The organism is Klebsiella sp. C360, assembly GCF_048822415.1.
Lineage (GTDB): Bacteria > Pseudomonadota > Gammaproteobacteria > Enterobacterales > Enterobacteriaceae > Klebsiella > Klebsiella quasipneumoniae.
On sequence record NZ_JBMEZZ010000002.1, the window covers coordinates 87056 to 107335 of the forward strand.

General features: G+C 56.5%; 25 protein-coding genes. 7 read left to right on the top strand and 18 right to left on the bottom strand.

From position 1 onward, the window contains the following. Positions 1-31: 31 nt before the first annotated feature. From ACOI7D_RS06310 to ACOI7D_RS06320, 3 genes are all read left to right on the top strand, one after another. Positions 32-262, top strand: a complete 231-nt coding sequence (locus ACOI7D_RS06310; protein WP_000410046.1) for a helix-turn-helix transcriptional regulator — start codon at positions 32-34, stop codon at positions 260-262. 80 nt (positions 263-342) lie between these two features. Continuing rightward, a complete protein-coding gene (locus tag ACOI7D_RS06315; RefSeq protein ID WP_186546505.1) occupies positions 343-1401 on the top strand; it encodes a replication initiator protein A in 1059 nt (352 codons plus the stop codon). A gap of 456 nt (positions 1402-1857) precedes the next feature. Continuing rightward, complete coding sequence (locus ACOI7D_RS06320) at positions 1858-1947, top strand: hypothetical protein (protein WP_234702253.1); 90 nt, start codon at positions 1858-1860, stop codon at positions 1945-1947. A 568-nt stretch (positions 1948-2515) separates the two neighbouring features. On the opposite strand, the gene ACOI7D_RS06325 is transcribed toward ACOI7D_RS06320, so the two are convergent. From ACOI7D_RS06325 to ACOI7D_RS06355, 7 genes are all read right to left on the bottom strand, one after another. Continuing rightward, on the bottom strand, positions 2516-2842 hold the full coding sequence (locus tag ACOI7D_RS06325; RefSeq protein WP_004687419.1) for a hypothetical protein: 327 nt from the start codon (positions 2840-2842) through the stop codon (positions 2516-2518). A gap of 2 nt (positions 2843-2844) precedes the next feature. Next, complete coding sequence (gene trbL / locus ACOI7D_RS06330) at positions 2845-4488, bottom strand: P-type conjugative transfer protein TrbL (protein WP_244341764.1); 1644 nt, start codon at positions 4486-4488, stop codon at positions 2845-2847. A gap of 2 nt (positions 4489-4490) precedes the next feature. Next, positions 4491-4673, bottom strand: coding sequence for a hypothetical protein (locus tag ACOI7D_RS06335; RefSeq protein ID WP_004690111.1), 183 nt, complete (start codon positions 4671-4673; stop codon positions 4491-4493). Positions 4674-4675: 2 nt separating this feature from the next. After that, positions 4676-5467, bottom strand: coding sequence for a P-type conjugative transfer protein TrbJ (trbJ, locus tag ACOI7D_RS06340; RefSeq protein WP_186546501.1), 792 nt, complete (start codon positions 5465-5467; stop codon positions 4676-4678). Positions 5468-5735: 268 nt separating this feature from the next. After that, positions 5736-5960 (bottom strand): hypothetical protein, encoded by a 225-nt coding sequence (locus tag ACOI7D_RS06345; protein ID WP_000844753.1) that lies wholly within the window; start codon positions 5958-5960, stop codon positions 5736-5738. Positions 5961-5962: 2 nt separating this feature from the next. Further along, entirely contained in the window at positions 5963-6172 is a 210-nt protein-coding gene (locus tag ACOI7D_RS06350) for a TraC family protein (protein ID WP_000101796.1), read from the bottom strand. Between the two features lie 91 nt (positions 6173-6263). Continuing rightward, positions 6264-6506, bottom strand: coding sequence for a TraK family protein (locus tag ACOI7D_RS06355; protein ID WP_006073487.1), 243 nt, complete (start codon positions 6504-6506; stop codon positions 6264-6266). A 344-nt stretch (positions 6507-6850) separates the two neighbouring features. Between ACOI7D_RS06355 and ACOI7D_RS06360 the strand changes: the two genes are divergently transcribed. The 3 genes from ACOI7D_RS06360 (at position 6851) to ACOI7D_RS06370 (ending at position 9451) form a co-directional block, all read left to right on the top strand. Then, positions 6851-7231, top strand: coding sequence for a plasmid mobilization protein (locus ACOI7D_RS06360; protein ID WP_186546499.1), 381 nt, complete (start codon positions 6851-6853; stop codon positions 7229-7231). Then, positions 7228-9180, top strand: a complete 1953-nt coding sequence (traI, locus tag ACOI7D_RS06365) for a TraI/MobA(P) family conjugative relaxase (RefSeq protein ID WP_279616158.1) — start codon at positions 7228-7230, stop codon at positions 9178-9180. Before ACOI7D_RS06360 ends, traI begins: the two co-directional genes overlap by 4 nt. Before the next feature lie 91 nt (positions 9181-9271). Beyond that, positions 9272-9451, top strand: a complete 180-nt coding sequence (locus ACOI7D_RS06370; protein ID WP_029402309.1) for an addiction module antidote protein — start codon at positions 9272-9274, stop codon at positions 9449-9451. 135 nt (positions 9452-9586) lie between these two features. Here ACOI7D_RS06370 and ACOI7D_RS06375 read toward each other — a convergent pair whose 3' ends face one another. The 10 genes from ACOI7D_RS06375 to ACOI7D_RS06420 form a co-directional block, all read right to left on the bottom strand. Then, a complete protein-coding gene (locus ACOI7D_RS06375; RefSeq protein ID WP_186546495.1) occupies positions 9587-11146 on the bottom strand; it encodes an LA2681 family HEPN domain-containing protein in 1560 nt (519 codons plus the stop codon). Between the two features lie 18 nt (positions 11147-11164). After that, the gene (locus tag ACOI7D_RS06380; RefSeq protein ID WP_186546493.1) at positions 11165-12190 is read right to left on the bottom strand and encodes a DUF4917 family protein; all 1026 of its coding nucleotides are present in this window, start codon (positions 12188-12190) and stop codon (positions 11165-11167) included. A 33-nt stretch (positions 12191-12223) separates the two neighbouring features. Continuing rightward, positions 12224-12949 carry a hypothetical protein gene (locus ACOI7D_RS06385; protein ID WP_006171795.1) on the bottom strand — a complete coding sequence of 242 codons (726 nt, stop codon included), beginning with the start codon at positions 12947-12949 and terminating at the stop codon, positions 12224-12226. 178 nt (positions 12950-13127) lie between these two features. After that, the gene (locus tag ACOI7D_RS06390; protein ID WP_004690117.1) at positions 13128-14849 is read right to left on the bottom strand and encodes an ABC-three component system protein; all 1722 of its coding nucleotides are present in this window, start codon (positions 14847-14849) and stop codon (positions 13128-13130) included. Next, complete coding sequence (locus ACOI7D_RS06395) at positions 14846-15094, bottom strand: ABC-three component system middle component 6 (RefSeq protein WP_004687408.1); 249 nt, start codon at positions 15092-15094, stop codon at positions 14846-14848. The genes ACOI7D_RS06390 and ACOI7D_RS06395 overlap by 4 nt, the downstream gene beginning before the upstream one ends. Next, entirely contained in the window at positions 15091-16011 is a 921-nt protein-coding gene (locus tag ACOI7D_RS06400; RefSeq protein ID WP_002971350.1) for an ABC-three component system protein, read from the bottom strand. Before ACOI7D_RS06400 ends, ACOI7D_RS06395 begins: the two co-directional genes overlap by 4 nt. 48 nt (positions 16012-16059) lie before the next feature. Continuing rightward, positions 16060-16254, bottom strand: a complete 195-nt coding sequence (locus ACOI7D_RS06405; RefSeq protein ID WP_004687407.1) for a type II toxin-antitoxin system RelB/DinJ family antitoxin — start codon at positions 16252-16254, stop codon at positions 16060-16062. A gap of 383 nt (positions 16255-16637) precedes the next feature. Continuing rightward, a complete protein-coding gene (locus tag ACOI7D_RS06410; protein ID WP_032453711.1) occupies positions 16638-17387 on the bottom strand; it encodes an alpha/beta fold hydrolase in 750 nt (249 codons plus the stop codon). 9 nt (positions 17388-17396) lie between these two features. Further along, complete coding sequence (locus ACOI7D_RS06415; protein WP_044524334.1) at positions 17397-17651, bottom strand: YdgH/BhsA/McbA-like domain containing protein; 255 nt, start codon at positions 17649-17651, stop codon at positions 17397-17399. 35 nt (positions 17652-17686) lie between these two features. After that, on the bottom strand, positions 17687-18148 hold the full coding sequence (locus ACOI7D_RS06420; RefSeq protein WP_032453709.1) for a DUF6130 family protein: 462 nt from the start codon (positions 18146-18148) through the stop codon (positions 17687-17689). A 220-nt stretch (positions 18149-18368) separates the two neighbouring features. Between ACOI7D_RS06420 and ACOI7D_RS06425 the strand changes: the two genes are divergently transcribed. Further along, entirely contained in the window at positions 18369-19094 is a 726-nt protein-coding gene (locus tag ACOI7D_RS06425; RefSeq protein WP_077255383.1) for an SDR family oxidoreductase, read from the top strand. Here the strand turns inward: ACOI7D_RS06425 and ACOI7D_RS06430 are convergent. Continuing rightward, positions 19091-20272 (bottom strand): MFS transporter, encoded by a 1182-nt coding sequence (locus ACOI7D_RS06430; protein ID WP_044524332.1) that lies wholly within the window; start codon positions 20270-20272, stop codon positions 19091-19093. The two genes, ACOI7D_RS06425 and ACOI7D_RS06430, sit on opposite strands and share 4 nt — an antisense overlap. Between the last annotated feature and the right edge of the window lie 8 nt (positions 20273-20280).

The following is a 20280-nucleotide window of genomic DNA, read 5'->3' on the forward strand; positions in this document are numbered from 1 at the left end:
CCTCGGATGATGACAAAACGAGGTATTCGGTGTGGAAAAAGAATTAAGGAGAGCAAGTAAAGTTCTCATTAGCAAAAAGCAACTGCTGGAGATGATTCCGCTGTGCGAGCGCACGATCTACAACTTTGAAAAGCAGGGTAAATTTCCTCAGCGCATTGCGCTCAGTAGCCGCAAGGTCGTGTGGGATTTGGCGGAGGTCGAGGCATGGATTGATGCGTGCAAACATTCCAGCCCGGCCCCTCGTCCCGGAATGGGGGCCTGAATTGTGGCGGCCAACTTGCAGGCGACATTTACGAGTAGACCGCTTGTACTGGGCTTAATACAGCTCCGGTTGGGCCGTGCATGAGTAGCCGAAACAGCGGTCTTAAGCCCATAGGCGCGGTAATAGGCGACTCTGGCGGGCTACTGGAACGCCTTGAAAATATCAGGAAGCGGAACAGTGACCGAACTCCGGCTGCTGAACGCGGTAGACCGTCTAACGTCTCGACCGTGCATGAACAGATGGAAAGGGCAAAAGAGCGGGACAAAGCGTTGTCACTTGTCCGCAAGCCTCCACAAGGCGACGCTCAGCCAGATTTTTTTGCGCCCAGCCTTTATGACGTGGGCGGCCGCGACAATCGCAGCGTCATGGATGTGGCCGTGTTCCGTTTATCCAAGAAGGACAAGCGAGCCGGAGAACTGATCCGCTACGACCTGCCGGATGGATACGTGGAAGTGTCCGCAGGAGCGCACGGAATGGCCTCCGTTTGGGACTACGACATTGTGCTGATGATGGTGTCTCACTTGACCGAAGCTATGAACCGCTATCGAGAAGGAAAGGGTGGCAAGCCGGGGAGAGTGTTTCGGCTGCATGTTAGCGACATCCTCAGATTTGCCCGACGTGGTAACGGTAGTAGTCAGGTTAAGGGAGTGGAAGCCGCGCTAGATCGGTTGCGGGGTACTACCATCAAGACAGTGCGCGAAAGCGGCAAGTTCCGGGCAACCGAAGCCGAGGGGCTGATCGCGCGCTATCGTGTTCTGTCACGCACGGACACCAAGAAGATAAGTTCTGTCGAGATTGAAGCCCCGGAGTGGATTTATCGAGAAGTCACCGAGGGCAAGCGGCCGGAGGTACTTACAGTACACCGGGACTACTTTCTGATCGAGCCGGGCATAGGACGCTTTATCTACCGACTGGCTCGCCGTGCCGCAGGCAGGGATAGCGCTAAATGGGCTTTCAAGACCCTTTACGAACGCAGTGGAAGCGGTGGCTCGTTCAAAAAATTCTGTTTCTTCCTTCGCGGGATCATCAAAGCCGATGACCTGCCTGAATATGCCTTGTGCGAAGAAGCGGGGAAGGATGGCCCTCTACTGGTCATGAGGCACCGCAATTCCTCGTCGGAACCGCTGGGCGGTTCCTAATAGACGGTGAGTGAGATCGCAAAAGAGCCCCGTTGCGGGCTTTTTTCATTTTGATTGACGGACAGTTGGCGGACAAACTGGGAACAACCCGCCACGTTGTGGATAGAGTGTCTATTAGGAACCTGAAACCGTCTATTAGGAACCGTTTCGCCGTCTATTAGGAACTGGTATCCGTCTATTAGGAACCGGCATCGCGCGTAATTCATTGAATTAAAATATTAAACTTCCTTCTTTTTACGCTAAATCTTTTAAAACTATATATAAAACTGTTTAAAACCCTTTTGCCTGTGCATAAGTCGATGGCCCCCATCCGTTAGTTCGGAACTCCTATTCGTACGAAATCGCGCCACGATCCAAAAGCGTGCCCCCCTGCGGGGTTCCCACCGCTTCGCGGCAGCTCCCCTCCCTCATGAAAGGCGTTCGCTCCGCCCCAAGGCGCTGGCCGAGCTTGCTGCCGTGGGTTGGAGGCTGGACGAGTACGCTAAGGGCAAATGGGAAACGAGCGACCCAAGGCATCCGACCGTAACGCTGCTCCCCCTTGTTTAAGGGCACCTCACCCCCTGTTTAACAGTACCCAACCCCCTGTTTAACGGCACCCGGCCAGTTTCTGAAAACCCAGCAACGGCGGGCCTTTGCGGGCCGTTCGCAAATTCCATTCAAGATTCTCTAAGAATCTCCAACATCCGCGCTAAGCGCCGCGCCTTGATGGCGCAGCTCATCGCTTGCTGCTCTTGGTCGGCCTACGGCCGTTGGGCACCAAAAAAGGTAGGGCGGGCCTGCCGTCGCGGCTAGTTCCGTGGATTACCCACCGGTCGCAGCCCCTGGTCGAGCCGTTGAAACCGGCAAAAAGACGATCAGGCACCAAAAAGGGAAGGGCAGGGCCAAAACCGACATAAGGCCTCTAACGACCTGCGAAAGCGTCCAAAATCCCTCCAGTATGGGCCGTAGCGGCTTTTTTTCAGTGTCGGAATTTGGTTGTGGCTGTCATGTGTGAAAACTTTTCACAGCGCGATACAGGTCGTTTTTGCGGTGTGTAATAGACGGAGAAGCAGCGGCAGGAAAACAAAACCCCGCACTCAGGCGGGGTTGTGGGTGATGGAGCTGGCTGTGCGCGTCAGCGATTGATGCCCCTACCTCGCTGCCGTTCTTCCTCTTCCATCTGAAGGATGGCCATTCTCACACGCTCTACCAGTACCACCTGATTCTTGCTGCCGAAAAGTGGCATGCGATTAAGCATACCCATGCCACCGTAGAAATGCGCAGCGGCAGGCAGAGCCAATCGGTTCACACGATGCTGTAGTGCCGTGTACTGCTTATCCAGTGCATCGAGCTGCGGGCCGAAGCCTTTGCGTCGCAGCCACTGGCCAAGCGCCCACATACCAATACCGAGAACAAAAAAGCCACCGAGCATCATCAGGCCAAAAAATATATCGTTCATCATGATTACGTCTCCGATTGAGAGTTAACACTAGAGGCCATGCCGGGCACATTGAGCGCGCCGACGTCTCCGGTGCTAGTGGTGTCCGATGCCGGACGAATAATGTTGGATTCCGCTTGTGCAGTCGACTCAGCGCCGTCATCAGACGCTGGACTGTCACTGCCGGGGACTGGAGGGGGAGATCCGGTGCCCCCGAGCGAAAGCCCGTGGGAGCTTTCCATGCCGGGTACGCTGATAGCGCCCAGCACGCCAAGCGCCCGTGTGGCCACCTCGGCGCCCTGCGCAACAGTCTTGCCGTTGCCGCCAGTCCCTTCTTTTGGTGTCATCTGCCGTTGCTGCGCGACGGCTTGCTGATCCATATCGTCGTCACCACCCTTCGCAGCTTTTCCGGCCTGTTTGGCGGCTTGCTTCAAGCCGCTGCCTGATTCTTGGCTAGCAGGCGAAGCGGCCGCCGACACTGGATTCGCCGATCCTGACGCAGCACCACCCCCGACGCGAGAACCTGCGGCCTTTGCGGTCGCACCGCTGCCCCCTCCTGTGCTTGCGCCAATTCCAGCGCTGCCGACGCCCGTCGCACCGCCGATGCCCCCTGCGGTACTGCCGCCTGCCATGCTGGCGTTCAATGCGGAGGCCAGTCCACCACCCGCGGCACTGGCAGCGCCTCCGCCTGTTCCCGCGGCCCCTAGTGCTCCAGCAGCCGGGGCTGCTGCCCCAGATGTTGCAACAGTAGCGATTGCGGCCGCCGCACCGGCTGCACCGGCTGCGGCCATGCCCCCAATTGTAGAGCCGCCGCCCATCGACGTGCCGCTAATCATGCCGCCGATCAGTTCAGGGATGGTTTTGGTCAGGTAGGCGCACACCAAAGACAGGCCGACCAAGGTCATCAACGACGCTTCGTCGTTGGTGTAGGCTGCCGACCATTCTGCGGAAACCTGCATGATCAGACCCACAATCAGAGTCAGGACAAACAGCTTGGCACCTACCGCAACGGCATAGCGAATGGGAGCCAGTGCATATTCGCGTGTCCATTGAGAGCCACCGAAACCCATGAACAGGACGGCGGCATTGATGATGACGTAGGCCTCTACGAGCGTCACGAACACCAGAGCCGCTATAAACGTGAAACACATCAGGACGATCAATGCAGATACGGCCACTACAACCGATGTGATTGGGCTGAACATCGACACACCGGCCGTCAACACCTGCCGTGAAAAGTCCACAGCAGTTGAGAACATATCCCCCGGCATCAGCTCCGCACTACCCAACCCTGCCGCGTGCGCCCCGGCCTGCCGGAAGCTGTTGACGATGGCCCCGCCCCACTCGGTCGCGTGATCGAGCATCGCATAAAAGAACCCTATCACGAGGATGTATTTCACCAGCTCATGGAGGAGGTCGCCCAGTTCAGCTCCGCGCATGACCAAAGGAGCAAAAGTCCAAACTAACTGGATGACGGCAAGGCATCCCAAGAGCCACAAGGCGTAGTCATGCAGGCGCGGTGCCCATTGGTTTGAAGCGTTCTGAATCAGCCGCAGAAGGCTGTTCATAGACGTGTTGCTCTGCGCCAAATCGACCCCGGCAGCCATCGCACTAGTTGCAGATAGCAAGAGCACTGCGCCGACAAGTGCGAAAACGGTTGTACGTCGCATAGTCAGAACCCCTCAGACGGGCCGCGAGTGTTTGGGCGGCTGCGGAATTGGTCATCCTGATGGCCATTGCCGACCGCTGCGCATTCCGGGGCGGCGGCGTTCGTGACGACCACGGCGGTCAGTGCCGACCCACCAAGGGCCGAGACGAGACAGAGGGCGGCAATCAGCGCCTTAGAAATCATCATGGTTAGAACCCCTCAGACGGGCCGCGTGTATTTTCACGGCTGCGGAATTGCTGTTCGGAGGCATCGCTAACGGACTGTCGTTCGTTTTGCTGCGCCATGTAGTTGCCTTGCAGTGTGATTTGTGTGGCTACCAGATCGCGCAGCTTCTGGAGCTGCTGCACGTTCTGCGCCGCAATCTCGTTCCCGGCTTGAATGGCCTGCTGACGGCCAATGGCCGACTGCGAACGGCTCACCAACTGATCCAGCAGCGCGTTCTCATCCTCGAATGTGCTGGTATTTACGCCAGCGGCCTGCATGGCCGTGCGGGCGTTATCGAAGCCGGATTGTGCCCAGTCCCGATAGCGCTGCGGCATGTTGTTTTGCCCTTGGCCAATCGAGTTCAGATAGCTGTCATAGCCCTTGAACTGCTGGCGAAACTGTTCGTCCAGATTGCTGATGTTGCGGCCGAGCGACTGCGCCGAGTTGTAGACGCTGGCCACGCGCTGGAGGTCGCCTGTGATGGTGTTGAACATGCGGCTGGGCAGCGACATGCCCTGCCTAATCATGTTGTCGTACTGCTGTATCTGCGTCTGCAACTGCTGCGCGGTGTTCAGTTGCGTATTCACCGCTTCGGCGTACTCGTACATCTGCTGATAGAACGTCGAGCAGTTCGAGCAGTAGATGGCATAGGCCGGAGCCGGTGCCATGTAGAGACTTACACCAAGGCCTGCGTTTGCTATTGCTAGAGCGAGCGCCGCGTCTCGACCGAATTTTCGGGCAGCATAAGCTGACGTTTTTTGCGATTCCATTTCCATACCGAATACCTCATTTTGTCATCATCCGAGGTTTAATTATTGACCGATATGGAGCGGTTTTAAATATGCGGATAATCTTGTATCCGCATATAATTCAATGATTTATGTCCGTAAACTGCCCGTCAATCTTCAAGAGATTGTTTCTCAACACTATGATTTTGATCGCGTTTTTCATGACGAGCGGAACGGGCTTAGCTGTCCGTTTTGATACTTTTTGCGGACAAAAAAAGCCCACCGAAGTGAGCTTTTGATAAGCCGGTGCGTGGCGTCAGTGGGCCGCGTAATAGGGATTCTGTACGCGATAGAGGTCACGCTCTGTTTCAGGGATGTGCAATGTTTCAAGGTGCCACTCTTCGAGTAAAGAAGCCAGCTCGGCCGCAATGCGCTGGGCTTCCATAACGCTCTTGCTAGGCCGCCCACTGGCTCGACCGAGGCAGGCTTGCAGTTCGTTGAGTTGATTGGCCAATGCGCTGATGCGGTGAGCTGTCTTCATGATCAATTCCCCTTGCTGATCCTTTCCACAATTCTGTCGAATTCTTCCCGGACTTGATCGTCCGTTAGTTCAAGATTAACCAATCCTGATTTTATTGCAATTCTTCCGATTCTTTCGGCTGCCTCATTGTCAAGTTTTGCCAGCCTTGCTTTTGCCGTTTCAAGCTCTGAAAGCGCATCAGCTCTCCGCTCTGAAAGTGTCTTTCTGGCCAATTTATCCACTCCTCTTTGGTGCCATTTTGGCTTTACGCCGTTGAATGTAATTGCATTCTAACGACCGTCGGCATGTTTGGCCATAACAGGATCATCGCTTCCCGTCGTGCTTGTAGGGAGCGAGGATTGGCTGACCTTGCTTGATGTATCGTGTGACGTATTTGGTGAACTGGGTGTATCCGATTTCGAGCTGGTCCGCGAATGCCTCATAAATCCATACCAGCGGTACCCCGCGTTCGTGCTCCTTCCGCACCTCATTAAGTACCGCCACGAACGATGCGCGGCCACGGCGTTGAGGGCGACGTTCAGTATTTGCATTTTGATGGTCGGTCATGTGCCTTTCTCCGTTCTCAACGTTCGGTCAAAACCAGTATATCCAAGCAAAGAAAATTAGCGCAATTTTACGTAATTCTGCGCTCGTAATAATGCGACGCTGCGCGATTTAAGGAAAACTAGCGCAATTATAGGAAAATGAACGCAACTGATGTTAGCGAAGCTGGCCATTAGCGTTAAATTGCCTAAAATTGCACTGAGCAGTACGGCAAGATGTGTGTTGTACCGGTACGGGCAAGCCCGCACCAGTCCAACACCGCCCCTTACTCACCTGCGGTTCGACGGCATCTTGCTCTGCGAGGCTGTCAGTCGCTCTGCGACATTTACACCAAAGAGGAAAAGCTTATGGCCGGTGAAAATGCGATTGAGGCTATCAAGCCGCATTCGCGTGGGACACGTCCGCGGCGGGAGCGAATTGAGGTTTGGGTCAGCATTGATGAGAAAAAAGAGTTAGCCGAAAGGGCCGATCAGGCGGGATTGTCGAATTCCGCTTTCCTTCGCGCTGTTGGGCTGAATCTACCTATAGGTTCACGGGCCGATTTGGAAGCTGTCCGCCAGTTGGCAAAGGTGAATGGCGACCTGGGCCGGGTGGCCGGATTGCTGAAATTGTGGCTCGCTGAGAAACGCGGTCAGGGCGCGCGACCGATTGACGTAGAAGCGATGATGATGGATTTCCGCGCAATCCAAGAGGACATGCGGACGCTCATGGGGAAGATTTCCAAATGATCGCACATCGCATCAACCGTGAACGCAAGGCCTCAAGCCCAGCCCGGTTAATCAAGTATATGGTGGCGGCCAAGGGCGGCATTGACCCGACGAGCTGGGAGCGCACGGCCGATTACATTCTGGATTCCGCCAATGGCACGACCGAAGGCGAGAAGGTCGCCAGCTACCGCGTTACCAACTGCGGCACGGATGATCCGGCAGATGCCGCAATCTTAATCCAAACCACGCAAGCGGCTAACACCAGGTCGAAGGCGGAAAAGACCTACCACTTTGTCTATTGCTTCCCGCCCGGCGAGCAGCCAGACCTTGAGACGCTGCACGCCATTGAAGACGAACTATGCGCTGCCATCGGCCTCGATGAGCACCAGCGTGTATCAGCGGTTCATATCGACACTGATAACCTGCATGTGCATGTGGCCATCAACAAGGTGCACCCGACCGGGTTACAGAACATCGAACCCTATTACGATCAGTTCCGCCTGATGGAGGCCTGTGAGCGTCTTGAGGTAAAGCATGGCTTGCAAAGAACGTTTCATGGTCTGGAGGCAAAGCAGCGGTATCAGAACCGCGACATTGAGCTGTTGCCAGCGAAAGCCCCAGAGCAGCGCCATAGCCTATTCCGTAAACACCTTAGAAACGCTTACGACCTCAGCATATCGGAGCCTCCCGAAGCGAAAACCCTGAACGGGTTGCGCAAGCTGTCGGATGCCCGTCTACAGAGGCAGTCAGTAGATAAAGCGGAGCCAGTCCGCATCGGCGCGAAGGTGGCCAGCGTGGAGGCGCAGTCCGGCATCGAGACTCTGACCGGGTACGCGGCCCGCGAGCTGGCCCCGGCGATGCGACAGGCGACGAGCTGGCAGGAGCTACACGACGCAGCGGCCGAGCACGGCCTAGAGGTTCGCCAGCGCGGCGCTGGCCTTGTCATCGGCGAGCCGGATTTAGGCATTTGGGCGAAGGCCAGCAACGTCGGCCGCGACCTTTCCATGAAGGCCCTAACTGACCGTCTTGGCCCGTTCCAGCCTTCCGAACGGCAGGCCGAGGCGAAGGCGAACCGCAAGCGGTACAAGCCACGACCCCGGCGGCCGGATAACCCGACGACAGCGGGCCTGTTCAACCAGTACCAGCGCGAGCGACAGGCGGCCATTCTGGCCCGCCGTCAGGGCCTCGACCAGATCAAGCGCGAGAGTGCGGCTTTCAATGCGCAGGTGAGGCAGTGGAGCCAGACAGAGCGAATGCTTTTGAAGGTCGCGGGCAAGGGGCCGACCAAACGCCTGATGTACGGCACTATCAAACAGCAGGCCGACGCCTCGCGCCAAAAGAACCGGCAGAGCGCAGACGCTCGCCGTCAGGCGCTGTTCAAACAGACGACGATGCCCACTTGGGCCGACTGGCTGACGCAGCAGGCCGAGCGCGGCAACGCCGAGGCGCTGGCCGTACTACGCGACCGCAAGGAACGGACACGCCGCTGGAACGGAGAGCTACTGACCGCCGACCGGGCCGACAAGGCCAAGGCTGTTGTTCTCGACAAGCTCAAGCCCAAGGCCCGGAAAGACGGGACGATGGCGTACAGCACCATCGACGGCGGCATGGTGATCGACCGGAAGACGCACGTTCAGGCGCAGAAAGCCACGACCGGCGCGGCACTGGTAGCGCTCGAACTGGCATCTAAGCGGTTCGAGGGCCAAGCCCTCATCGTGGAAGGCACGGACGAGTTCCGGCTTGAAGTCGCCCAGCTCGCCGGTATGCACGGCCTCAAGGTCACGTTCACCGATCCGGCGATGGAGCAAATGCGCCGCGAGACGGCCGAGCAAAAGGAAATGGAGAAGGCCTTTCAGGCCGAGGTGTACGGCCAGAAGGGTATTCAAGTTCGTGAGGGAAGCAAGTCGGCGTCGGTAATGCCTCAGTGTGGCAAGAAGCGACCAGAAGGCAGGTCTAACGATCTGACATAAGTTTTGGGTTGTGCAATCCAAAATGCAGACGCTGAAATTGTCTTGGCTTGCCGCATGCTTTATCGTCACTGGAAAAAGGAGGATGGCACCAATGAAAGACAGATCGCATGATGCAGCGATGGCTGAGCACTTCCGCGCAGATCCGTCCTATGCGGCCGAATTGCTAGCCGAAGTCCGCCGTAATGGTGATCCCGCCGAGCTGGCAATTCTGTTGCGGCTGATGGTCACGGATTCGGTAGATGCTGTGAGGTCGGAGGACGCCGATACATAGCGTACCGGGCCAGCCGTAACGGCGCGACTATCTGCAATCGCCTCTTCGGTTTCTTTTTCGTTTATGCTTGTACCTCTTTTGTATCCGTTAGCGACTACTCTAAACTTTGCGTTCATATTCTTGCACATGGTGTATTTACGTTTCGTCGTCGCGTCCACGAATCCAGTCGTGGTCGGGGACGAGCAGCGACCCAATAAGGCCCTCTGTCCGCTCTACCAAACCTTGCTCGTGCTGTGAAATCGATAGCACAAGCATTTGAATGGCCGACCTGGCAACACGTAAAGCACGCAATGCCTCTTGGGTAAACGGCTCCCGTCGATGATGTTCAATTTCAGGTGCCTGCCTGCTATGTGCAGGGTCGCCAAGGTCATGCAGCACCACGAATCGATGTGTGCCGGCGTTGCGGAGGTCCTTTTGAGAACGCAGGATTCCCGCGCTGCTGTCGTAGTCGTCGGCAAGCTCAACAAGGCCATATAGGGCACTGGTGCCTCCACGAATCGCCTGTTCCACCTTTGCGTTGAGTGGGCGTATGCCTGTCGCCCTGTCAGGGCCTCCTCGCCATAGTTTGCCAAAGTAGACCTTATCTGGCGGTAGCCCAAACTCGAAGTAATGGTTTGCCGCTACTGCCACCTTGTCGAGCAGGTCGAGAGCCGTCCGGTGCGCTAAGATGAGCGCTGACGCATCTGGGCCATAGGTGGCATAGTCGAGAGTGTCTCCAAATCGGCCCGTCGCAGGCCACACGCTTTCATCGACAGCTCGCCATAACAAGTCACGCGCTAGGATGAAGTCGCTCTTCAGCATGTTGAACATGGCGAATACTGGCGGGGGCATCCCGTCTGTACCGGGCTCTCGCTCCACAATTCCGGGAAGCATGAGCCAGTCCAGTTTGCCCATGGTGGGGTCGATGAGTTCCACGACTGGCGCAAGTGTCAGGCGTTCACGTTCGGCCCATGTGATGAACGGATTTTTGTGTGGAGATCGCGGTGGCGGATCTCCCAATTCGCATGCGAACGCTGCGATCTGTTCTGCGGCCTGTGCGCCAGCATATTGGATGATTCGATCCCTATGCCGATCCGCAATCTTGGCTAGCATGAGCGCCTCGATGCGCGTCAATTCCGAGCAGCCACCGCGCTCATAAAGCCAAAGCAGATTGCGGGCGGCGGAACTTGCAGCCACTCCATTCTCTGGATCAATTTCTAGCGCGGCAAGCCATCCATCTTGGGCTTCGCCAAGCCGATAGCTGTTGCTGAACTGGTTGGCAATATTTGTCCAAGCTTGGGTTCGCAGCGTTGAGTCGGCATCCTGATCCTGAGCGACTTTCCAGAAGCATTGTCGTGCTTCTGCGCGACGCGCTCTAGTTAACTCTTGATGGTTCAACCAATTTTCATTATGTGGCGGGAAACCTGTCGCGGCGACCAGTCCATTGGCCAAGTTATAGGTGACGTCAGCAGTTGGAAATGAGCTGTGAAGGTCACGAAACAGCGCGAGCCCTTCCTCAATCGCATCTTGCTGCCGAGTTAACGCTCCGCCATCGACTAGGATCGCTGCGCGCAGACCCATTAGGTTGAATCGCTCATCTGTATCGAGATGGAGATTGATCTCCCGGGCCTGTTTTACCGCCTCGGCAGGATTGGTGTCCAGCAAGGCATTCAGATGAGCGGTTCGCTCATAGAACCGGTCTAGTATTGATGGCATAAGGGGCTCCGCTTCGCGCTATCCGGCTGGGCGTGGTTCTTGATGGGGCGGGTGAATCCAGCAGCCGGGGCTTTCGCTGTTGAAGAATTCCACTTCGACGTGCGCTCCTAACACATCATGGATTATCTGAAAGACCCGGTTGCAGTATGCCTGATCGCCTCGGAATACTGATACCGCTACACGATTGATGCCCGTGCCGTTCATGCGCTGCAGGAGATGAATGTCTTGCTCGGCGAAGCCCCAGCCGTAGACCACTAGGGTGTCCCGCTGTGATTTCAGGACCTCTCTGTAGACGGTGGAGAGGTAGTAGCTGTTCTGGATGGAAGTAATTTTTTGCGACCAAGTTCCCTCACTTACGAACAAAGGCACGACCTGACCGTCTTGCCAGCATTGCAGGACCGCCTCCAGTAACCCGTCCTGAAGGTTGTGGATCTTGCGTTCTTGTTCCACCAAGTTTCGACACAACACCAGACTGCCATGCGGATAGAAAACAAGGGAGGTTGAACGCTCTCCTCGGATCGGCTGCCTGAATCGCTGCCAGTCATCGTTGAAGGTACCACCTCCCACGAAGCAGTCCTTAAACGCATGCTGGTCGTCGATGTCTAAACCGTAGGTTATAGCCCAGTACACAACAAGGTCGTAGTTGAGCGAGATAACCGTTTGGAATCGCTTCAGGAATTGGTAGATGGTCGGCAGATGAGCGCTTACTGCCCCGTGCTCCGGGTGAATGTCGCGGACTGTCTGGATGAGGCAGTCCCTAAGAGCGACGTAGGTGGCATGGGTCCGCTCATCCGGTATTCGTAGCGAACGGTTGACGTTCGAGGCTTGCCAGACGATCCGAAGAACCAGTTCGAAGTCGTTGGTCTTAAAGAAATTGAATAACTGCTGAGCATCGTCGGGAAGCAAGTTCTGCTCAGTGGCATGCTGAAGCAGCGAAGTATACGAAAAACTCGGATTGACGGAAATGCTGGCACCGTTGCCGAGGAGAATTGTGCATCCGTAGTTCTCGACAATCGCTTCCCAAGGTCTGATCTCGAATGGCATGTTGTCGTTCCTTGCACAATTGAGCCGGTACGTTCAAGGCTGTTGGATTCGCAGGAGATGGTTCTTGAGCAAGAACCAGCACATATTGAGCGCGAATGAGCGGCCAAGCCGCGTCATCTGATCTTCTGGGATGCCCATCGGGCGGTGAGCGCCCGGACTTAGAAAACCGAACACGCCAGCCAGCCCTTTTTCCTCCTCGACCGTGATCTCGCCGCTGCTTCGCAGGAACACAAGCACTTCGCCCCACTTCGATGGGTTGTAGGTGGGTGGTGTCGGCTGCTGCGAGGCATTATGGGCAGCCACGTCACCGGCCAGCGTCTCCAGCGCCACGCGGGCATTAACGAGCGAGGCATTGTAGTCGGGTGGTGTCGAGCGGAACGCGCCAGCCGAGTCATTGATCTTGGCGATGATTTCCTGCGCACGGGGAGCCCCCGACTTCTGCAAGGCGTCGATCAAGTCATCCTCTAAGGGCGCCGCATCGGTAATCGATGGATCAGTTTGAACCAGCATCTTGCTCTTGATGATGTAGCCGTCCAGCAGTAGGCACTGCGTCAGGTCGTGCAATCGCTCATCGAACCGATACTTAGGATTGACCCTGGCCCGCAGATCGCCTGTAGTCGCAACGACCTCGGCCAGCGCCAGCATGAGCGTGCGGGCATCGAGATCGCGTAGCGTGTTCAGTAAACCGTACAACAGTTGTCCGTGGGGCAAGGATAAGTCTTGCACCCCGTACTTGCCCAAGAGCACGATTGAAATCATGGGCTCCTGAAGTTCCAGGAATTGCGCTAACGAATAGCGGGTTCTTTGTCCTATCATCCTTCTTGCGTCTCGCAGATTTCAGAGAGGTAGTGCGGCCTTTTATGTGCGCTTGCTGATAGCTCCGAGACTTCCAGTATTCAAGCGCATACTCAGAATTCAACCACCACCAGTCCGATAGTTATCCAAATCTGATACCAAATAGCCCACCGTCCTCAGTAGCATCGGTCAAACGTGTTGGAAGCACATGGTCATTAAGGTCGAAGCCATCGATGGTTTCCTTGAAAGCGTCGTCCTCATTCATCGTCACGATGTATTGAAAGCCAAGCTCTTGGGCGATCTCTGAGCCAAGACGCAAGGCGCTAATGACCTGACGTCCGTCAACGCCATCAAACAGATGGCTATCATGGATTAGAAATCCCGGTCCCATCTGCCGCTTGGCGCACAAGCGCATAAGCATCATGTCGAAGCAGAATATCTGCATATTTTTGATGCCTTTGCTGCGCTCACCTTGCATCGGAAATTTGAAAATCGGTCCGTTGGAGGTTTCATCGACCGTCATACTGCCGGCCGATTCATACAAACGTTGCGAAGTTTCCTCGAAAGCGACGATAGCTTCGGCCAATCGGTCTTTCTGCTCAGCAAAGTCACGCCGCAGTCGAATAGTGAGGCGATTGCGCTCTATGTCCAGCTCGTTCCTGGTACCTTCGAGCTGTTCTGCAGCTTCGAAACGTTGCCTCAGCGATTCCACTTCGGATTCCAGCCGGCCCAGTTCTCCTTGCAACTTGAGGAACTGTTCGAGAGCACCATGGCTCTTGAGAATGCCAAGGATTTCGCCACGCCGTTGGTCGAGCTGTGCTTTCTTACTGTCACGAAGCTCGATACGAAGTTTGGCAGCTTCGAGTTCGCTGGACAGATAGTCCTTGCGATTGCGCACCACCGAGTCGTGAAAGCTTTTTACGTCTTCATAACGGCGTTTAACCAAGCCGGGAAGCACGATACCTGCCTCTTGATATACAGCCTGAAGGTCTTCATGGTCCGGAGGAATCTCGGAGGCGAGGGCGTTTTCCAGATCACGAATAGCCGAGAAGTCAATGGTGTTAGCGTTGGCCAAGTCGTTGAGCTCGCGGGTGAGCGTTGCGCTCTCGACTTCCAGCTCCCGGTATTCTGGCAAGACTTGGAAAGTTCCAACTTCCGCGTGAAGCTTCTTGAGACGGGCCTCCTGAATGGTTAGCTCTGTGCGCAAGTCAGCGACTTTGCCGATGATTGAACCGAAGACACCGTTGCCAGCCGCTTTCTTCAGCTCTTCGAGAGTCTTTTCCCGATCGCGTACAGCTTGCCAATCTCGGGCAATCTGCCAGTCCAGTCCGAGTAGGAACATTAGCGCCATCTGCATGTCGCCAGTTCCCTGCATCGTAGCCTGTTTTTCTGGCGTCATAAAGGCGCCGCTCGCCTGTCGGCGTACAAAGTAGGCAAACAGCGACCGGAATGAAGGCGGCTTGCTGCCTGCAGCTTCAAGGCTGCTCAGGCCAAACATTTGTTCGCCGAGGAATGTACACCACTCGGTGGCCGAGAACTTGACCTTCGCGGCAGGCGGAGCTGTAACGAAAATTTTGGCTTTGGAACCACCACTCCGCTCGACAACCGTTCGTTCCGAATTCAGATCAAAGTCCATGCCGAAGGTGTGTTCGGCCAGCTCCGGGGTGCGGAAAATCGACTCTGGACCGGCATCGGCACCGAGCAGAAAATGCACCAACTCCACGAAACTGGTTTTGCCGGCACGATTTCGTGTTTGCTTGGTGGATGCCCCCTCAGTTTTTTGGGCGAGCAGCACATTCAGGCCGGGCTTCAGATCTCCAAGATTTTTGAAGCTAGGTAGCGTGCTGAAAATGTTATGAATCACGCTGTTCTCCTGGCCACAAGGCCGCTTTCTAGTTCGATGGTTCCAAGTGCATATAGCAGGTCGAGGGAGAGCAAAAACCAGTCGTAGGTGATTCGCCGAGGCGTTACGGTCAAGCCTGTATCGTGTCTGTTCAATTCTTCCCAAAGCGCGGAGACAGTCTTGGGGCGTGCAAGGAAAGTCAAAACACGGGCACCAACAGTCAGAAGTGCACGATCATGAGGCAGATGTTTGGATGGCAGTATCATGCAGCCCCCATCGCTTGAGCATCTTCAAAAATCTCGCACTTGTCGAACAGGTATGCCAATACGGCCAATACGGCCGCCTTATGCGCAGGCGTGGTATTCGTCGTGCCTCCGGCCCACGCTTCTAGGCGGCCGAATATTTCATCGGGATGGAGCTGAGAAACTCCATCCCGAAGCTTCACGTATTCGCTCTTGAATGCCTGCGCGATCTGCTCGCCGTAGGTGGGGTTCTTCCAGCTATTGAAGAACTGCGCAACGAGCGGCGACTTCTGCATACCGATCTTCAGAAAGTCGGCGACAGCCTGAGACAGAAGGTTTGCTTCGATCTTTCCGCGCGAAACGTTCTTCACCTCGCTTGCCGTAGGTACTGGCGTGATGCTGATGTGAGTGAGCACAGCGGTCAGATCGCCGAAGCCCAGATTGACATTTGCTTCCATTGTTAACGAAGGGCCGAACCAAGACTCGAGATCCTGAAGGCTTAGCTGACGGAATTTAGTCAGCATTTCCTCGTACCCACAGTGCCCGATCTTGAGCTGTGGGTTGTCTTGCGCGAGTTTGGCTAGTGCTTCGATGATGTGTGGACCCAGACGCCCATCGGGTGCATTGTGCACGAAGGTCCACTCATCGAAATAATCTTCCCAGTGCTCTTTGGCGCCTTCGAAGTCCTCATTGATCTTCTTGATTGCCTCGGTAGCGCTCAATTCATTGGGGGCGTAGCTCTGAAACAGGATTCGCGCGGAAGGTAGATACCCGTCGTTTTTCCGATCCCCAACATTGCCCCAAGGTCGGCAAGCCATAAAATCATTGGGGTGTGCCTTCAACATCAGCTTCTCGAACAAACGTTGAAATCCATCCCCCTTTGATTCCAGGAAGGCAATGCGGAAGTCCTTTTCGTAGTTGAGTTGTTGTATTCGATCCATGCGCTTAGACTCTGGCCCTAATGTTTTTTGAGTTTTTCAGGCAGACGCTCATGGCTTCTTGATGCTGGGTTGAGCCTGCACACGATTGATATCGAAGGGGAGCGCCTTGTCGGTTGCAATGCGCGTGAGCAGTATTCGAATGGCGTCTGATACGGATAAGCCCATTCCCGATAACACGTTCGTGGCTTCCTCTTTGATATGCCCGTCAATACGAGCGCGAACGACATCATTACTGCTTGCCATTACATTCTCCAAGCTTTTTGTAGCTACATTGTGCTCCATTTGGGTCTAGATGTCATTTGATTTTTAAAGCAGTCTTCCTAGCATCTAGGCGTCGGGTTTCATAGGCTGTTCCCCCCAGTCTCATGCTGCGTCGTGGCAGCTGGCTTCACGTCCTGAAGGCTTGCGCTGCGCCGTGCCGGCGGCGATTCTTGGCGCCTATTGGAGCAAGGTGTGGCTTCGGTCAGCCTGGAATGGCATTTTTCATGGTATCTCTTATTGCAATTGAATTAATTGAATGTTATATATGGATTTTTTTATTTAATTAATAATAGAGTGGGAATAACGCCCGCCCGTTAATCGTTTTTGATTTAAGCCCGCATCCTGCGGGCTTTTTATTGCCTGTCTCATTTCACCGCTTGCTCAATCACCCGGGCAATCTCCTCCGGTTGGCTCACCATCGACACATGGCTTGCCGCCACCTCAGTGGTTTTCGCATCAATCGCCTTCGCCATCGAACGCTCCAGATCCGGATTGATCATCCGGTCATTCTTGCTGACCACATACCAGCTCGGCTTATCATGCCAGGCCGCATGCGTGACCTTTTCGGTAAAGGCCTCCGCGCGGATCGGGCCCTGGGTGGCGATCAGCCTGTTTTGCTCAGCAGCCTTAATATCTGGCGCAAAGTCCTGGCGTACCGATTTTTCAGGTAACCAGAGAAAACCCTCTGCGGTTTTAGCAATACCTGCGCTGCCCGGTGGGGCAGGGTAGCTCCCCGCCAGATCCGCCGTCGACTGGCCCGAGTCCGGGGCAAACGCCGCCACGTAAACCAGCGATTTGACCCGCGCAGCGTTACCCGCCTCGCTGATCACCGTCCCGCCCCAGGAGTGGCCTACCAGCACCACATCCCCGTGGGCCCGGGCGATGGCGCGCTGGGTTGCGGCGACATCCTCTTTCAGCGAGTTGAGCGGCAGCTGAACGGCAATGACCTCGGTATGCTGGCGTTGCAGTCTGTCGATCACCTGGTTCCAGCTGCTGCCGTCGGCAAAAGCGCCGTGCACCAGCACCACGGTTTTATTGCTACTCGCCAGTGCGGTACCGCTGGCGGCGGCCAGCAGCAGGCCCACCGCGAAGGTATGAAGAGACTGTTTTTTCATGGTGACGCCTCAACGGTAAATATCTGCGGTGCCCGACAGGGTGTTGTTCCCCCCGGCGGAGGTAATGCGAAACGCACCGGCGCCCGCTTTAACGGCTTTGGCCTGCAGTTTCGCCTCCAGATCCGCCAGCGACGTTGCGCCGCTGCTGTCGGAAACGGTGCCAATTTTTTGCAGCCCCTGAGGCTGGTTAATTTCCCGGGCAGCGAAAGCGGAAGACGCCATTGCGGCGGAGAAGGTCAGAACAGCAATCAGTAATGCTTTCATGGTTAAGATCCTCAAAAATAAGTGACTGGTGGCGTTCAGTGCATAACCGCAGCATGCGGCGGTACGATGAATTCGACTGTCTTGCGATCAACAGGTTTATGGGTTGGATCGGCGAGAATAAGGGTCACCTTGTGATGACCGGCAGGCAGGCCCACCAGAATAACCGGCTCGCCGCTGGCGTCGGCCCAGTGCCAGGGGTTGTCATCCACGATGACGTGGATATGGCCGATGCGCGGCGCCACTTTCAGCGCCTCGGGCCCGAACACCGGTTCAATACGCATGTTCTCGGCGCGGTATTGAATAAAGACCGCACCTTTACTCAGCGGGCCCGCCAGCGGCGGATCCACAATTAGTGTTGCCGGTGGCTGGGGCTGTTCGGGCGGTGCAACGGCGGCGGGGCCGTTAACATCCGCGGCGCTGAGTCCGCTAAGCGGTGCAGCCCAAGCGCAGCCTGATGTCAGCGCGAACAGCGTGAAGAGTAAATGTGGACGTATCATCGGGGTATCTCCTCATCGGGTCATCAATGGCGACAGCCTCATAAAACCATTTTTATGTATCGGGTCTGTTTGCTGTGGGCGGCTTTTTTGTATGGCTGCGTAAGCAGGGCGGCGTGGATACAGTGCGATACATTCCGCGCATGCGAAGGGCTGTATCTGCTGGCATGGTGTCTGCAGAGGCACCCGGGTGGGTGCTACAGCAAACAGGAGAATGACCATCATGAATCACGAAAAGGTAGCGTTGATTTTCGGCGGCGCGCGCGGTATCGGGGCGGCCATTGCGGCGCGACTGGCGCACGAGGGCTATCGGGTTGCCATCACCTGGGTATCACGCCCGGATCGGGCGCAGGCGCTGGTCTCAACGATTGAGCAACGGGGCGGTCAGGCGATAGCCATTGAAGCCGACAGCGCAGACCCCAGGGCTATCCAGGCCGCGGTGGATAAGACATTACGGCACTACGGCAGGCTGGATGTCGCGGTGGTAAATGCGGGCGTGCTGCGTCTCGGTACCCTTGAGGCCTATTCGCTGGACGATCTGGATACCACCCTGGCCGTCAACGTGCGTGGTGTCTTCCTTGCCATTCAGGCGGCGGTTAAGCCGATGGCGGAAGGGGGGCGTGTGATCACCATCGGCAGTAATACCGCGGTGCGTACCGGCCATGTGGGCAGTAGCGTGTATGCCATGAGTAAAGCGGCTGTCGCCTCAATGGTGCAGAACCTTGCGCTGGATCTGGCGCCACGGCGCATCACGATTAACAACATCCAGCCGGGGCCCATCGCCACCGATATGACTGCCGGAATGGCGGAGCAGATCGTCGGGCGCATTCCCTTGCAGCGTATGGGCGAACCGGACGAAATCGCCTCGCTGGCGGCCTGGCTTGCCGGTGAATCGTCCGGCTACATGACGGGTACAAGCCTGACCATCGACGGCGGCTTTGTGCTCTAGTCGCTAAGGGCAGGGATACCCTCAGCCTGGTGCGATGCCTGCCCCTTGACGATAGCCACCGCCAGTACGGCAATCAGCAGCGTTAACCCCCACGACAGCCACATCGCCCCGATCGTCCCTAAAGCCCGGTTCAGCCACGCATAGGCCAGCGGGGAGGCCGCCGCCATCAGCTGGGCCGGGATCAGCAGCACCCCGGTGCGTCTGGCGTACGCTTCAGGGGCAAACAACTGCAGCGGCAGCGTGGCTTTGACGATGGTCACCAGCCCGTTAATCGCCCCGTAGCCCAGCACAAAACCGGCGGCTGACCAGAGAAAAAGCGAGCTACTCAGGCCGAGCATAAAGCACACCGGCATAGCCAGCGCGGTAAGCAGCGTCAGGCGAAGCGGGGTGAGCCCCGCCCCGGCCACCACCTCCAGAAACCGTGCACCAGTCTGTCCAACGCCCCATAACATGCCGACGGCAACCGGCAGACCGACGCTTATGATAAATTCCGGCAGATGGGTGGAAGTGCCATTAGAGACAAAGGTGATCAGCGCGATAAACGCGGCGTACAGCCAGCCGTTTCGCCGATCCCGTACCGCGGCAGGGGCGGCGGGTTTATTGACGATAAAGCCTGTTTTATTGGGTAGCGACAGGGTTAACGCGGCGCTTAGCAAGCCGAACAGGGCATAGATCAGCAGTGCTTCCCGCCAGCTCATGGCCGCGAGCAGAGCCTCCCCCAGCGGCCAGAACACCACCGAGGCCAGCCCACCCGTCAGGGTTATGCGGGAGATCGTCCGTCGCGCCTGCTTGCCGTAGAGATTAACCAGCGCGGCAAACAGCGCGTCATACAGCGACAAACGCATGCCGATGCCGGTCAACAGCCAGGCGCTGTACCAGGCGACAAGCGAGTGTGCGTCAGCCATAAGCAGACAACCGACGGCGAGCAGCAGGGAGCCTGCCATCACCACGCGTTGCCCGCCAGCACGCGACAGCAGCCGGGCGACAAACGGCGAGAGGGTGGCCATCACCAGCATGGCGAGCGTCAGGCCTGAGTAGATTTGTGGGGATGACCAGCCGGTATCTGCCGACATCGCCCCGGCAAAGGTGCCGGGCATATAAAAAGAGATACCCCAGTTGATCAGTTGCTGAGCGCCCGCCGTGAAGGCGAGGCGTCGGGGAATAGCCGGTGTTTCCATGGTTTTTC